This window comes from Arthrobacter sp. NEB 688 (assembly GCF_013201035.1).
In the GTDB taxonomy this organism is placed as follows: domain Bacteria; phylum Actinomycetota; class Actinomycetes; order Actinomycetales; family Dermatophilaceae; genus Phycicoccus.
Genome location: NZ_CP053707.1, coordinates 1,266,913 through 1,281,623, shown reverse-complemented (window position 1 = coordinate 1,281,623; position 14,711 = coordinate 1,266,913). Strand labels below are relative to the sequence as shown.

Genomic DNA, 14,711 nt, shown 5'->3' with positions numbered 1-14,711 from the left:
GGAGGCTCAGCTGGTGGGCTTGAACCAGGTCATGACGCCCTCGTTGAGCTCGCTGCTCACGGCCTGGGCGTCCTTGCTGCCGAGGAAGAGCTCCTGGGTGCCCTTGCCGAGCAGGTCGGTGCCGGAGGGCGACCCGTAGCGGAAGTCGGTGAGCAGCAGGTAGGGCGAGCCGTTGGCGTCGAGGTTGGCCGCGACGTCCTTGAGGACCGGGTCGGAGTAGGTGACACCGGGGACGGCCGAGATCTGCTTGATGTCGTCGGCGACCATCTGGCCGAACTCGGGGGTGGCCATCCACTGGACGAGCTTCGTGGCGGCCTCCTTGCGCGGCGACTTCGCGTTGACGGCGAAGTTGCCGTCGGCCCAGCCGGCGGTCGTCGCGTCCGAGCCGCTCGGGGCGCCCGGCGCCGGGGGCACCTGGAAGACACCGAGGTCCATCTCGGGGTTGGCCGTCTGCAGCGCGGCGAGGTCGTAGGAGCCGCCCGGGTACATCGCGGCCTTGCCGGAGGAGAACAGCGTCATCGCGTCGGTGACGGCGACGCCGGTGACGCTCTTCGGCATGTACTTCTCGAGGCCCTTGAGGACCTCGACGGAGGCGACGAAGTCGGGGTCGGTGAAGTCCTTCTCACCGGACTGCACGGCCTCCTGGAACGCCGCGCCGCCGAAGCGGCTGGCCCCGAGGACCTCGTGGACGATCGGGAGGGTCCAGTCGTCCTTGGCGCCGACGGCGAGCGGAGTGACGCCCTTGCCGAGCAGCGTGTCGTTGACCGAGATGAACTGGTCCCACGTCGTCGGGACCTGGATCCCGTTGTCCGCGAACATCTTCTTGTCGTAGAAGAGGACGGTCGCCTGGCGGGCGAGCGGCACGGAGTACAGCTTGCCGTCGTCCTTGCCCTTGGCGCCGGCGACGATGTTCTCGTCCCAGCTCGACAGGTCGACCGCGCCGTCGAGCGGCACGAGCGAGCCCGAGGCGACGGTGGTCTGCAGGCCGCCGTACGAGCGGACCTGCGGCACGTCCGGGCCGTCGGAGCCGGCGAGGCCCGTCGCGAGGATCTTGTTGTACTCGGTCGCCTTGAACGGCTTGAAGTCGACGGTCACGCCCGGGTTCTTCGCCTCGTAGGCGTCGAAGATCTTCTCGTAGGCGGCCTTGTCCTCGACGCGCCAGGACCAGACGGTCAGGGTCGTCGAGTCGCCGTCGCCCGCCGCGCCGTCCGAGGACGACGAGGGGGCGCAGGCCGCGAGGGCGAGGAGGCCGGCACCCACCACGAGGGCGGTGCCGGTCCTGCGGGTCCGGAAGGTCATGCGGGGTCTCCTGTCGGGACGGGGGCCGAGGGCCGGGGGGTGCTGCTGTCGGTGGGGACGGACGGGACGGAGGGGACGGGCAGGGCGGCGAGCGCGTGGGCGACCGAGCCCTGGGCGGCCGCGAGGGAGCGGCGGGCGGTCGGCGCGTCGACCCCGGCGAGGAGGGCGACGAGCGCGGGCTTGAGCTCGCCGTCGCAGGCCTCGAGGGCGCGGCGGGCCTCGTCGTCGGTGGCGCCGGTCGCCTCGCGCAGGATGCGCACGACGCGCCCGCGCAGCTTGGCGTTCGTCGCGACGACGTCGACCATGAGGTTGGACCAGGTGCGCCCGAGCCGGATCATCACGGCGGTCGAGAACGCGTTGAGGACGAGCTTCTGCGCGGTGCCGGCCTTGAGGCGGGTGGAGCCGGTGATGGCCTCGGCGCCGGTGTCGACGGCGAGGCAGTGGTCGGCCAGCGCCCCGAGCTCGGGCGCCGGGTGGGCGGTGACGAGGGCGGTGACGGCGCCGCGCTCGCGGGCCAGCCGCAGGGCCCCCGCGACGTACGGCGTGCGCCCCGAGGCGGTCAGCCCGACGACGACGTCGCGCGCGGTGACGTCGTCGAGGTCGAGCGCGCCCTGGTCCGCGTCGTCCTCGACGTTCTCGACGGCCCGCAGCAGGGCGGCCGGGCCACCCGCGTGGTGGGCGACGACGAGTCCGGGCGGGGCGTTGAACGTGGGCAGGAGCTCGGCGGCGTCGAGGACGGCCAGCCGCCCCGAGGTGCCGGCCCCGACGTAGTGGACCGTGCCGCCCGCTCGCACCGCCGCGACGGCCGCGTCGACGAGGGCCGCGAGCTGCGGCAGCACGAGGGCGACCGCGGGCGCGACCCGGGCGTCCTCGGCGTTGAGCAGCCGGAGCACCTCGAGGGTGCCCAGGGCGTCGATGCCGACGGTGCCGGGGTGACGCTCCTCGGTGGGGGCCAGGACGCTCGCCTCGGTGATCACGGCGGCGATGTTACTTTCCTACGCCCTCTGCGTCAACGGCGTGAACAAGTTACGAGATCAGTAGCGGACATGGTGCCCGGCGACGGCCCGGCGGGTCTGCTCGACCGCGTCCTGGGCCCGCACGAGGTCGTGCTGGGCGACGGCGATGTAGAGGCAGTCGACGACGGTCAGCGCGGCGATGCGGCTGGCGGTCGCGCCCGAGCGCAGGCTCGACTCGCGCGCCGCCGTCGCGAGCACGTGGTCGGCGCCCTCGGCGAGCCGGGAGACCGGGAAGTTCGTCACCGCGACGGTCGTGGCTCCCCGGCTGCGCGCGAGCTCGAGCGCCTCGACCGTCTCGGTCGTCGTGCCGGAGTGCGAGATGCCGATGGCGACGTCGCCCGGGCCGAGCAGCGTCGCGCTCGTCAGGGCGATGTGCGGGTCGTTCCACGCGAAGACGACCGTGCCGATGCGGTGCAGCTTCTGCTGCAGGTCCATCCCGACGAGGGCGCTCGCCCCGATGCCGTAGACGTCGACCCGCCCCGCGCGCGAGATGGCCTGCGCGGTGGCGACGAGGGCCTCGCGGTCGATGGTCTGGGCGGTCTCCTCGACGGCGCTCGCGTCGGCGTAGGCGACCTTGGCGATGACGTCGTCGACCGTGTCGTCGGCGCTGATGTCGCTCGTCGGCGCCGTGGGGCGACCGCCCGTCGAGGCCTCGGCCAGGGCCAGGCGCAGCTGCGGGTAGCCCCGCAACCCGAGGCGCTTGCAGAAGCGCAGCACCGTCGTCTCCGACGTCGAGGCCGACACCGCGAGCTCGCTGATCGTCAGGCCAGCGGCCGCCCGCGGGTCGGCGAGCACCTGCTCCGCGACGCGGTCCTCGGCCGGTGAGAGCGAGGGCCGGACGCCGCGGAGCCGGACGAGGAGGGACGGTGCGCCGTCGGTCGGCTGGGTGGACATGCGCCCAACCTAGGACGCGCGCTGGACGACGCTCCACCCGCGGGGGTCGAACACGCCGGGCCGGCGCTCGCCGTCGAGGAGCACCCGGTGCCCCGCGGTGGCCCGGACCCCGTCGACGAGCACGCCGCGGCCGAGATAGGTCGCGTCGGTCGTCATCCGCCAGCGGATCAGCTGGTCGCCCTGCGGCAGCTCGGCCCGCGCCTGCATCCAGCGCCGCCCGTGCTCCCCCGAGACGGTCCCGTCGGTCTGCTGCGCCGGACCGCGGTCGCGCAGCGAGAAGGGCAGCGGCGTCCACGTGGCGCCGTCGTCCGCCGAGGTCTCGAGGGTGAGGACGTCGGTCTCCTCGGTGTCGACGAACACGTCGAACCCGAGCCGGGCCCCGCCCCGCGGCACGTCGACCGGCGCGCTGAGCGTGGCGGTCGTCGCGTTGGTCCCGCCGGCGGCCCAGGCGGTGCGGCCGTGGCGCGGGTCGACGGGCATCGCCTGTGCGAGGCCGCGGGCCCACTCCTGGCGCGCGGGGTTGTTGCTGCCCCACTCGCGCGAGGGGTGCACCCGGTTGGTCAGCAGGATCGCGAAGGAGCGGCTGTCGAAGTCGATGACGATCGAGGTGCCGGTGTACCCGGTGTGCCCCGCCGTGCGCGGCCCCGAGAGGGCGTCCATGTACCAGCGCTGGTCGAGCTCGAAGCCGAGGCCGTGCGCGTCACCGGGGAAGTCCTCGGTGAAGTTCGTGACGAGCATCTCGACGCTGCGCCGGTCGAGGATGCGGTGGCCACGGTAGGTGCCGCCGTTGAGCAGCGCCTGCGAGAGCACCGCGAGGTCGTCGGCCGTCGAGAAGACGCCGGCGTGGCCGGCGACGCCGCCGAGCGACCACGCGTTCTCGTCGTGCACCTCGCCGCGGACCATCCCGCGCGGCGGCGCCGTCTGGTACTCCGTGGCGGCGGTTCGCGAGGGGTCGGTCGGGTTGTAGCCGGTGTCGCGCATCCCGAGCGGGGCGGTGATGCGGTCGTGGACGACCCGGTCCAGGGGCTTGCCGGTGAGGCGCTCGACCATGACCCCGAGGGTGATGAGGTTGAGGTCGCTGTAGAGGTACGTCGACCCCGGTGCGTTCGTCGGCGGCTGGTCCATGACGGCCTTGATGCGCGAGGGCACGTCCGGGTACTTCGACCACAGGGGCAGCCACGAGGTGAAGCCCGAGGTGTGGGTGAGCAGCATCCGCACGGTGACGTCCTGCTTGCCGTTGACGCCGAACTCGGGCAGGTAGCGGGCGACCGGCGCCTCGAGGTCGACGGTGCCGTCCTCGATGAGCTGCACGGTCGCGAGCGAGGTGAAGAGCTTGCTGACCGACGCGAGGTCGAAGACGGTGTCGCCGCGCATCGGCTCCCACTGCTCGCGCGGGAGCTCGGTCGTGGCGTCCTTCCAGCGCGAGGCCCAGCCGCTGGCGTGGCGGGCGACGACGGCGCCGTCGTGGCCCATGACGCCGACCGCGCCGGCGTACATCGGGTGGCCGCCGGAGGCGGGCGCCTCCTCGTGCGACGCGATGAGCCGCTCGGCCTCGGCGATGGGCGCCGGGTCGAGGCCGACGCGCTCCGGGGCGCGGTCGCGCAGGACGGTGTTGGCGGGCATGAACCCCTTCTCGGGTCGGTCGAAGTCGTTGGCGGACACCGGGCTCGCCGTGGCCACCGACGCCGCGAGCACGCCCGCGACGGCGACCGCCCCCCAGCCGCGGCGGCTCACGCGCGGCCCCCGCGGTAGAGGAGGTACGGACGGCGGCGGCGTTCGAAGGCGGCCAGCTCGGAGCGCCACGCGGCGACGACGGCGTCGGCCGAGGCGCCCGCGTCGACCATCTCGCGCAGGCGCGGCGAGCCGGTCAGCTTGTCGACCCAGTAGGGGCGCTGCGGGTCGTACGCGTCCTTGCGCCAGGCGAACTCGGGGTAGAGCGCCCTGGCGGCGACCAGCATCTCGGCGCCGAGCCGTGGGCCGTCGAGCCGCTCGGGGTCGGTGACGTGCACCTGCACCCCGCCGCAGACGACGCCGACGTGCTTGCTCTGGATCGGGTTGAAGTACGCCTCCCGGAAGTCGACGCCCGGGACCCGGCGGGCCTGCAGCCGCTCGGCCCAGCGGTGGTCGACGAACGGGGCGCCGACGAGCTCGAACGGGCGGGTCGTGCCGCGCCCCTCGGAGAGGTTGGTCCCCTCGAACAGGCAGGTGCCCGGGTAGACGAGCGCGGTGTCGGGGGTCGGCATGTTCGGGCTCGGCATGACCCAGGGCAGGTCGGTGCCGGCGAAGAGGGTGTCGCGCCGCCAGCCGGAGACCTCGACGACCTCGAGCGCGTCGCCGAGCCGCTTGCCCTCGTCGCCCTCGAGGAACTCGCCGTCGAAGAAGCGGGCGAGCTCGCCGACGGTCATCCCGTGGGCCTGGACGATCTCCTTGGCGCCGACGCCGGTCGTGAAGGCGGTCGTCATCATCGGGCCGCGGGCCGTGCCGCCGATCGGGTTCGGGCGGTCGAGGACGACGAACGAGCAGCCGGTGCGGACGGCGGCCCGCATCGCCGTGTACATCGTCCAGATGTAGGTGTAGAACCGGGCGCCGACGTCCTGGATGTCGAAGACCACCGTGTCGACGCCGGCCTCGCGGACCATCGCCGAGAGCGAGTCCGCGCCGGCGCCGTACGCGTCGTAGACGGTGACGCCGGTGCGGGGGTCGGTGTGCGTCGCCTCGGCGTCGCCGGCCTGCGCCGTGCCGCGGAAGCCGTGCTCGGGCCCGAAGACCGCGCGCAGGTCGACGCGGCCGCTCCCGTGCATCTCGTCGACGACGCTGCGGAGGTTGGCGAGGATGCCGGTCGGGTTGGTCACGACGCCGACCTTGCGGCCGCGCAGGACCGCCCAGCGGTCGGCGGCGGCCCGGTCGGCGCCGGTCGTGACGCCGCACCCGTGGCCGGGGCGGCCCGAGGCGTGGGCGACGGGGGCGCCGACCGCGGTGGCGGCGGCGGTGACGGCGGTGGCCGCGAAGAGGGTGCGGCGGTCCAGGGAGGTCATCGGGTCTGCTCCTGATCGAGGGGTCGGCGGTCTCAGTAGCCGAGGCCGTGGCCGAAGGGGTGGAGGACGGTGGTGGGGTCGCCGGCGACGGGGATGTCGACCGGCAGCTTCCCCGTGGGGGCGACGGCGCCGGCGATGACCCGGGCCGCGGCCTCGAGCGCGACCGGGCTGTAGCTGTACGTCGCGAGGTAGGTCTCGGTGTCGCCGAGGTAGGCGATGTCGTAGGGGTCGCGGGTGGCGACGACGACGACCGGGACGCCGGTGGAGCGGAGGGCGGCGACGAGCTTCTGCTGGCCGCGGTTCTTGTCGGTCACGGCCGAGTCCCAGGCCTTCATCGTCGTGACGACGACCGCGTCGCGCCCGGCGGCGGCCGCCACGGCCGCCGCGACCTGGGCGTCGGTCGGCGCGCTGCCGGTGACGAGCACGGTGCTCCTCGCCCCCTGCGCGTCGAGGCCGGCCGCCAGGGTGCGCGTCGTCGTGTCGCCGTACCCGGTGACGAGGAGGTCCTTGCCGCGCACCGCCATCGGCAGGACGCCGTCGTCGTTGCGGACGAGGGTGGTCGTGCGGTTCGTGACGGCGGCGGCGGCCGCGAGGTGCTCGGGCGTGCCGACGACGCGGTCGACGCGCTTCGGGTCGGCCCAGGGCTGGTCGACGACGCCGCGCTCGGCCTTGAGGGTGAGGACGCGGCGGACCTTGGCGTCGAGGTCACGGCGGCTGATCCGGCCGGACTCGACGGCGGCGACGACGGCCTCGAAGGCCGCGGGGAGGGCCGGGCTCATGAGCAGCTGGTCGGCGCCGGCGGCGAGCGCGCGCACCGCGACCTCCTCGTCGCCGTACCGGTCGCGCACCCCCTGCATCTCGAGGGAGTCGGTGATGATGACGCCCTCGTAGCCGAGCTCCTCGCGCAGCAGGCCGGTGAGGATGGGGCGGCTCAGCGTCGCGGGGTCGCCGGAGTCGTCGAGCGCCGGGAAGGAGAGGTGCGCGGTCATCACCATGTCGATGCCGGCGGCGATCGCGGCCCGGAACGGCGGGGCGTCGATCTCCTCCCACTGCTGCCGCGTGTGGGTGATGACCGGGAAGGCGACGTGGCTGTCGGTGGCGGTGTCGCCGTGGCCCGGGAAGTGCTTGGCGGCCGCCATGACGCGCCCGTCACGCTGGTAGCCGGTGACCTGGGCGGCGACCATCTCGGACGCGAGCGCCGGGTCGGACGAGAAGGACCGCGTGCCGATGACCGGGTTGAGCGGGTTGACGTTGGTGTCGGCGTCCGGGGCGTAGTTCGTCGTGATGCCCATCGCCCGCAGCTCCTCGCCGGTGATCGCGGCCGCGGTGCGGGCGTCCCTCGTGCTGCGCCCGGCGCCGAGGGCCATCGAGCCGGGGAACTGGGTGGCGGGCGGGCCGATGCGGGTGACGACGCCCTGCTCCTGGTCGACGCCGACGGCCAGCGGGATGCGCGCCTTCGTCCGTCGGGTCATCGCGGCCTTCTGGAGGCCGTTGCTCAGGGCGGTGATCTGGTCGGGGTCCTTGACGCTGTCGGTCCACGCGAAGTAGATGACACCGCCGAGCGCGTACTTCTGGACGACCTCGGACGGCTTCGCGACGCCGTAGAGCGGCACGTTGCGCTCGTCCGGGGCGTCGGCCACGCTGCCGTAGACCTGCTGGACGAAGAGCTGGCCGACCTTCTCGTGCAGCGTCATCCGCGCCATGGTCGAGGTCACCCAGCCGTGGTGGCGTCCGGGGCGGGGGTGACCCGGGCGGTGGCCTCCGGCCGAGGCGGCGGGCGCGGCGGCGCCGGCGAGCGCGAGCGCCATCGAGGCGGTGAGGGCGGTGCGGCGGGTGGGCGTCGAGGGCACGGGGAACCTCCGGTGCGTAACTTGTTCACGTCATTGTGGGACGCGATGAAACTTAGTCACACATCGAGCATCCGGCAACGGGAGCGACCGGTCGTGGGCGGGGGCTCAGCCGCGGGCGTCGCGGTAGCGCCCGGGGGTCACGCCGACGAGCGCCGTGAAGTCGCGGGTGAAGTGCGCCTGGTCGTACCAGCCGTGGTGCACGGCGAGGTCGGTCAGCGTGCCGTCGTAACCGGCGTCGAGGGCGGCGACGACGTCGTGCATCCGGTAGCGGGCCAGGACCCACTTGGGCCCGACCCCCACGTACCGCGCGAAGAGGCGCTGGAGCCGGCGCGGGCTGCAGCCGTGCCGCTGCGCGACCTCCCCGACCGTGAGCAGCGCGGGGTCGGCGAGCATCGTCGCGACGACGGCGAGCACCTCGTCGTAGCGCTCGTCCGGGCCCGGGTCGAGCGCCGCCAGCCCGGCCTCGACCGCCGCCTCCCAGGCGGCCGGGTCCCGCGCGAGGTCGGGGTCGGCGAGCCGGTCGACGAGCGGGGCGGGCAGCACCGAGCGCGCCGGCACGGTGCGGTCCGACCAGGTCGAGGCGTCGGCGCCGGTCAGCGCGGCGAGCCCGCCCGGGCGGAAGCGCACCCCCAGCACGAGCCCGCTCCCCCGCACGTCGACGTCGAACCGCCGCGTGCAGACGCCCGTGACGACGACCCGGTCCCCCGGTGGCATCCCCTCCCGCGGGTGCGTCGCGACCTCGAGGGTCAGCGAGCAGGTCGGGTGCGGCAGGACCTCGCTCGCGTACGAGCGGCCCGGCGGGAGGTCCCAGGCGAGGCGCCAGTGGTTCTCGACCCACGGGGCGACCGCGTCCCCGGCCGGCCGGCGGTCGAGCGCGACGTGCCGCGCGAGCGCGTCGGGGCGCAGCACGCCGCCACTCGTCGCCGTCGCGTTCGTCCTATCCGCCACGCGGCCAGCGTAGGCATCGTGGCCGACACCGACCCGCTCCCGACGAGAGGACACCCCATGGCCACCGCCGCCCTCAAGATGGTCACGCTCGACAGCTCCGACGTCCGCCGCGACGTCGCGTTCTGGCACGCCGTGCTCGGCTGGGAGGTCGCCCACGCGCAGGACGAGTACGGGATGCTCACGAGCCCCGACGGGCTCGCGCTCGGGTTCGGCCTCGTCGAGGGGTACGAGGCTCCGGGCTGGCCCAACGCCCACGGCAGCAAGCAGTTCCACCTCGATCTCGCGGTCGACGATCTCGACGCCGCCGCGCAGGAGATCGTCGGCCTCGGCGGGACGCTGCCCGACGAGCAGCCCGGCGAGACCTGGCGGGTCGTCCTCGACCCCAGCGGCCACCCCTTCTGCCTCACCCGCGCCCAGGCCTGGGGCTGACCTCGTCCGGCCGCCCGCGGGTCAGCCCGCGGGCTCCGCCTCGAGCAGCCGGGCCATCGCCGCCTCGAGGTACGGCGTCAGCGTGCGCACGTAGGAGTCGGTCAGGTGGTTGCTGTCGCGGTAGACGACGACCCCGCCGATGACCGGCGCGCACGTGGCCTGCGGGCAGATCCGGTCCGTCAGGTCGATCGAGCCCAGACGCGGCCGGGCCGCGAGCAGCTCCGTCATCCCGGTGCCGATGCGGGCCAGGCCCTCGCTGCGCGGGAAGGCGCACTCGGTGAACCGCCCGGGGTGCTGCACGAGGCAGTCGGCCATGTTGCGTCCCGGCCGGGGGGTGTCGCGGATGACGGCCACGGCGCCGGCGTGCTCCGCGAAGCCGTCCGCCGCGCGCTCGACCCCCGCGAGGAAGCGGGCCTGGTCGACCTCGTTCGTGTAGCGCGCCCACGAGAGCAGCACGAGGTCCGGCTCCACCCTGGCGACCTCGGCCTGGGTGTTCTCGTTGAAGGTCGCGCACGAGGTGTAGCCGCCGGCGCCGGCGTTCGGGAGCGTGTAGCCGAGCACCGGCGGGCACGAGCTCTTGGAGAGGACGACCACCCGCCAGCCGCGCTCGCGCCCGGCCACGTCGTAGGCCGCCGCCCACTGCGCGGCGTGCGAGTCCCCGACGACCAGGACCGTCTTCTCGCCCTGCGGGTCGCCCAGCGGGCAGGGGACGAGCGCCGACCCGACGAGGTCGGCCGAGCACGGGTCCCTCGGCAGGGCGGTGTGGACGTCGGTGGCGACCTGGTCGACCGCGGGCTGCACCGGCCCCGGGTCGTCGACCGGACGCCCCGCGGGCGAGGTCGCCGGGTCCTCGCCGAGGAGCTGGGCCCCGGACGGCCCCCGGGCCGCGAGGACCGCCGCGGGCACGGTGCGGGCCCCGACCTCGTCCGGCACCGACGGCGGCCAGACGGCCAGCGCGAGGACGACGCCGAGGACCGCCCCGGCCAGGGACAGCTGCGCCCCGGCCCACAGGGCGCTGCGGCGCCGCTCGGGCGCCGGCAGGTGCTGGCCCGCGACCCGGAAGGGCTCCTCGACGTAGCGGTAGGACAGCCACGCCGGCACCGCCGAGGCCGTGACCGCCGCGAGCCCGAGCCACACCGGCGGCGTGCCCTGGCCGGTGACCGCCATGACGGCGACGACGAAGGGCCAGTGCCACAGGTAGAGGCTGTACGAGATGTCGCCGACGAGCTGGACGGGCCGCGGGGACAGGAGCAGGACGGGCCCCCGCGCCCCGGCGGCCGGCCCGGCGACGAGCACCGCGGCGGTGCCGAGGGTCGGGGCGAGGGCGGCGACCCCGGGGAAGGGCGTCTCGGCCGTGATGAGCGCCGCCGAGAGCAGGACGACGGCGAGCCCGGCCCACCCGAGCCCGAGGGCGAGGACGCGCGGCATCCGCGGCCAGCGCCGGACCCCGACGGCGACGAGACCGCCGAGCGCGAGCTCCCAGACGCGGGTCCACGTGACGAAGTACGCCTGCGCGGGCTCCGACGCCGTGAGGACGACGGACGCCGCGAGCGAGAGACCCCCCGCCGCGACGAGGCCGACGAGCGCCCACCGGCGCAGGCTCCCGCCGAGCCGCTTGGCCAGCAGCGCCAGCAGCCCGAGCAGCACCGGCCAGACGAGGTAGTACTGCTCCTCGACCGAGAGCGACCAGTAGTGCTGCACCGGGCTCGGCAGCCCCTCGTGGGCGAGGTAGTCGACCGAGCTCGCGGCCATCCTCCAGTTGACGACGTAGAGCGCGCTCGCGACGACGTCCTTGCCGATGGCGACCCACTGCGTCGACGGGACGACCGCGACGGTGACGGCCACCGCCCCGAGCAGCGCGGCGACGGCGGCGGGCAGCAGCCGGCGGGCGCGCCGGGCGTAGAACGTGCCGAGGTCGACCCGCCCGTCGCGCTCGATCTGGGTGAGGAGCACCCCGGTCATGAGGAAGCCGGAGATGACGAAGAAGACGTCGACCCCGACGAAGCCGCCCGGGACGAGCGCGGGGTGGGCGTGCCAGAGGACGACGGTGAGGACCGCGACGGCGCGCAGGCCCTGGATGTCGGCGCGGAAGCCCCGGTGGCCGCTCACCGGCGCCCCCGGACGAGGCGGGCGGCGAGCGAGCCCGCGAGGGCCACGACGAGCGCGGCGGCAGCGACGAGCGCGAGCAGGAGCAGCGAGGGGCGCCCCTCGGGTGACGTGGGCGGCGTGGCGGTGCGGGTGCGCTCGACGAGGTCGGCGGTGCTGCCGCGGTCGAGGAGGAGGACCGCGGTGTCGACGGTGTCGCGCGCCCGCTCGGGGTCGACGTCGCGGGCCGTGACGAGGACCCGCTGCCCGTCGACGGCGGCGCTCAGGGGCGGGATGGCCGAGGCGGGGTCGGCGGACAGGGCCGTCGCGACCTGCGTCCGGAAGCCGGGGGCCTCGGCGCGCTCGGCGACGCGCTGGGCGGCGCCGGCGTCGACCGCCCCGGCCGTGGCCGTCGCTCGGTACTCGGGCTGGCGCCCCAGCAGGAGGGCCAGCCCCGCGAGGAGGGTCACGAGCAGCACGAGCGTGCGTGCACCTCGGCCCATCCCCGTCCTCTCTCGCGTCACCCGGATCGCCGGGTGACAGGGTACGGCGCCCGCCCGGGAGCCCACGAACCCCGAGGTCGCCCTCGTGCCCGGCCGTCCGGCGCGCCGGGGCCGGCCGCTCGTCGCCGCGTCCCGGCCGCCCACGGAGTGATGCGTCACGAGGCGTGGACGGAGCGCGCGCGACGGGCCGAGGATGGACCCATGAGCACCGGCGCCTACCGAGCGGCCCACGAGCAGTCGATCTCCGACCCCACCGCGTTCTGGAGCGAGGCGGCGCGGGCCATCGAGTGGAGCACCCCGCCGACGACCGTCCTCGACGACTCGAACCCGCCGTTCTACCGGTGGTTCCGCGGCGGCCGGCTCAACACCTGCTTCAACGCGCTCGACCGCCACGTGCGCGACGGCCGCGGCGACCAGGCCGCGCTGCACTACGACTCCCCCGTCACCGGCACGCGCGCGACGTACACCTACGCCGAGCTCCTCGACCGGGTCGCGCGCTTCGCCGGCGCCCTCGCCTCGCTCGGCGTCGAGCAGGGCGACCGCGTCGTCGTCTACATGCCGATGGTCCCCGAGGCCGTCGTCGCGATGCTCGCCTGCGCCCGCCTCGGCGCGGTCCACTCGGTCGTCTTCGGCGGCTTCGCCCCGGCCGAGCTCGCCGCCCGGCTCGAGGACGCGCAGCCCAAGGTCGTCGTCTCGGCCTCGTGCGGCATCGAGCCGAGCAGGGTCGTCGAGTACAAGCCGATGCTCGACGGCGCCCTCGACCGCAGCAGCCACAAGCCCGAGTCCGTCATCGTCCTGCAGCGCGAGCAGGCGCCGGCCCAGGTGGGCGTCCGCGACACCGACTGGGAGGAGATGACCTGGGACGAGGTCGTCGCCGACGCCGAGCCCGTCGGGTGCGTCGACGTCGAGGCGACCGACCCCCTCTACATCCTCTACACCTCCGGCACGACCGGGCGCCCCAAGGGCATCGTCCGCGACAACGGCGGCCACGCCGTCGCGCTGCGCTGGTCGATGGAGAACGTCTACGACATCGGCCCCGGCGACGTCTGGTTCACCGCGTCCGACGTCGGCTGGGTCGTCGGCCACTCCTACATCGTCTACGCGCCGCTGCTGACGGGCGCGACCACCGTTCTCTACGAGGGCAAGCCGGTCGGCACCCCCGATGCCGGCGCGTTCTGGCGCGTCGTCGAGCAGTACCGGTGCAAGGCGATGTTCACCGCCCCCACCGCGTACCGGGCCATCAAGCGCGAGGACCCGACCGGCGCCCTGACGAAGGAGCACGACCTCTCGTCGCTGCGGTGCGTCTTCCTCGCCGGCGAGCGCCTCGACCCCGACACCTACGAGTGGGCGACCTCGGTGCTCGGCGTGCCGGTCGTCGACAACTGGTGGCAGACCGAGACCGGGTGGCCCATCGCCGCCAACCTGCGCGGCCTCGACCCGATGCCCCTCAAGGCCGGCTCGCCGTCGGTGCCGGTGCCGGGCTACGACGTGCAGGTGCTCGACGAGCAGGCCCGGCCGGCGCCCGCGGGCACGGAGGGCGCCATCGCCATCCGGCTGCCGCTGCCGCCCGGCACGCTCCCGACGCTCTGGAACGACGACGAGCGCTACGTCGCCGGGTACCTGTCGGTCTACGAGGGCTACTACCTGACCGGGGACGGCGGGATGATCGACGAGGACGGCTACGTCCACGTCATGGGGCGCACCGACGACGTGCTCAACGTCGCGGGGCACCGGCTCTCGACCGGTTCGATCGAGGCGGCCCTCGCCGGCCACCCGGACGTCGCCGAGTGCGCGGTCATCGGCGTCGCGGACGACTTCAAGGGCCAGGTCCCGCGCGGGCTCGTCGTCCTCAAGGGCGGCGTCGACGAGGAGGCGGAGGGCGAGCGCATCCGCCGCGAGCTCGTGCAGCGCGTGCGCGACGAGGTCGGGGCGGTGGCGAGCCTCAAGCAGGTCGACGTCGTCGGCGCGCTGCCGAAGACGCGCTCGGGGAAGATCCTGCGCAAGACGATGCGCGAGATCGCCGACGGGAAGACGCCGACCGTGCCCGGGACCATCGAGGACGCCTCCGTCCTCGACACCCTGGCGCCGGTCCTGCGACCCCGGGGGTGAGGGGCCGGGCGGGCGCGGCGCCCCGGGTGCCGCGCCCGCATCCGACCGGCGCCACCCGGGGCCGGGAGGCGGCGCCGGGCCGGGCAGTGGTGCCGATGCCGCTGCACGGACCTCACCGTGCGGCGCCCGCGCGGGTGACACTGGGACGGTGATCACCGTCGAGCTGGCCCGCGACCTCGTCGAGGCCGGTGTGCTCTGGGAGCCCGCGGCCGGCGACCGCTTCGTCATCGACGCCGAGCTGCTGACCGGCGACGTCTTCTGGATCTCCGACCTCACCGTCGAGGTGCGCTCCTACGGCGGCCGCTCGCTGCTCGGCTTCAACGGCACGACCGAGTGGGCGCTCGACTCGGTCACCCTCGACCAGGCGCTGTGGCTCCCTCGCGAGGACCAGCTGCGCGGCCTCCTCGGCGACCGGCTGTCGGCGGTCGTGCGCACCGCCACCGGGTGGCGGGTCGACTACGCGACGGGCCCGGGCGACCTGCACTCGGTGCAGGACGCCGACCTCGAGTGCGCCTACGCGCGAGCCGTGCTGGCGCTCTGACC

Annotated in this window: 12 protein-coding genes; 3 read left to right on the top strand and 9 right to left on the bottom strand. The window is 74.8% G+C overall.

All coding sequences use genetic code 11. The features are described 5' to 3' along the window. Window positions 1-6: 6 nt before the first annotated feature. The 7 genes from HL663_RS06085 to HL663_RS06055 all read right to left on the bottom strand — a co-directional run bounded on the left by HL663_RS06085 (window position 7) and on the right by HL663_RS06055 (window position 9,042). Window positions 7-1,299, bottom strand: a complete 1,293-nt coding sequence (locus HL663_RS06085; RefSeq protein ID WP_173027523.1) for an ABC transporter substrate-binding protein — start codon at window positions 1,297-1,299, stop codon at window positions 7-9. Beyond that, on the bottom strand, window positions 1,296-2,276 hold the full coding sequence (gene murQ / locus HL663_RS06080) for an N-acetylmuramic acid 6-phosphate etherase (RefSeq protein WP_173027522.1): 981 nt from the start codon (window positions 2,274-2,276) through the stop codon (window positions 1,296-1,298). The genes HL663_RS06085 and murQ overlap by 4 nt, the downstream gene beginning before the upstream one ends. Window positions 2,277-2,333: 57 nt before the next feature. Next, entirely contained in the window at window positions 2,334-3,209 is an 876-nt protein-coding gene (locus HL663_RS06075; protein ID WP_173027521.1) for a MurR/RpiR family transcriptional regulator, read from the bottom strand. A gap of 9 nt (window positions 3,210-3,218) precedes the next feature. Next, entirely contained in the window at window positions 3,219-4,943 is a 1,725-nt protein-coding gene (locus HL663_RS06070; RefSeq protein WP_216842688.1) for a serine hydrolase domain-containing protein, read from the bottom strand. Further along, window positions 4,940-6,244 (bottom strand): exo-beta-N-acetylmuramidase NamZ family protein, encoded by a 1,305-nt coding sequence (locus tag HL663_RS06065; protein WP_173027520.1) that lies wholly within the window; start codon window positions 6,242-6,244, stop codon window positions 4,940-4,942. The genes HL663_RS06070 and HL663_RS06065 overlap by 4 nt, the downstream gene beginning before the upstream one ends. Window positions 6,245-6,276: 32 nt before the next feature. After that, window positions 6,277-8,094 (bottom strand): glycoside hydrolase family 3 protein, encoded by a 1,818-nt coding sequence (locus tag HL663_RS06060; RefSeq protein WP_286175978.1) that lies wholly within the window; start codon window positions 8,092-8,094, stop codon window positions 6,277-6,279. A gap of 105 nt (window positions 8,095-8,199) precedes the next feature. Next, window positions 8,200-9,042: a helix-turn-helix domain-containing protein gene (locus HL663_RS06055; protein ID WP_216842687.1), complete on the bottom strand. Its 843-nt coding sequence runs from the start codon at window positions 9,040-9,042 to the stop codon at window positions 8,200-8,202. Window positions 9,043-9,099: 57 nt separating this feature from the next. Between HL663_RS06055 and HL663_RS06050 the strand changes: the two genes are divergently transcribed. Next, window positions 9,100-9,471: a VOC family protein gene (locus tag HL663_RS06050; RefSeq protein WP_173027519.1), complete on the top strand. Its 372-nt coding sequence runs from the start codon at window positions 9,100-9,102 to the stop codon at window positions 9,469-9,471. A 21-nt stretch (window positions 9,472-9,492) separates the two neighbouring features. On the opposite strand, the gene HL663_RS06045 is transcribed toward HL663_RS06050, so the two are convergent. Continuing rightward, window positions 9,493-11,580 (bottom strand): acyltransferase family protein, encoded by a 2,088-nt coding sequence (locus HL663_RS06045; protein WP_173027518.1) that lies wholly within the window; start codon window positions 11,578-11,580, stop codon window positions 9,493-9,495. Then, window positions 11,577-12,059: a hypothetical protein gene (locus HL663_RS06040; RefSeq protein WP_173027517.1), complete on the bottom strand. Its 483-nt coding sequence runs from the start codon at window positions 12,057-12,059 to the stop codon at window positions 11,577-11,579. The genes HL663_RS06045 and HL663_RS06040 overlap by 4 nt, the downstream gene beginning before the upstream one ends. A 201-nt stretch (window positions 12,060-12,260) precedes the next feature. Here HL663_RS06040 and HL663_RS06035 point away from each other — a divergent pair, with 201 nt between their 5' ends. Together HL663_RS06035 and HL663_RS06030 are read left to right on the top strand one after the other, a co-directional pair. Beyond that, on the top strand, window positions 12,261-14,168 hold the full coding sequence (locus HL663_RS06035; protein ID WP_286175977.1) for a propionyl-CoA synthetase: 1,908 nt from the start codon (window positions 12,261-12,263) through the stop codon (window positions 14,166-14,168). Window positions 14,169-14,316: 148 nt separating this feature from the next. Next, window positions 14,317-14,709, top strand: coding sequence for a hypothetical protein (locus HL663_RS06030; protein WP_173027515.1), 393 nt, complete (start codon window positions 14,317-14,319; stop codon window positions 14,707-14,709). The last annotated feature ends 2 nt before the right edge of the window (window positions 14,710-14,711 follow it).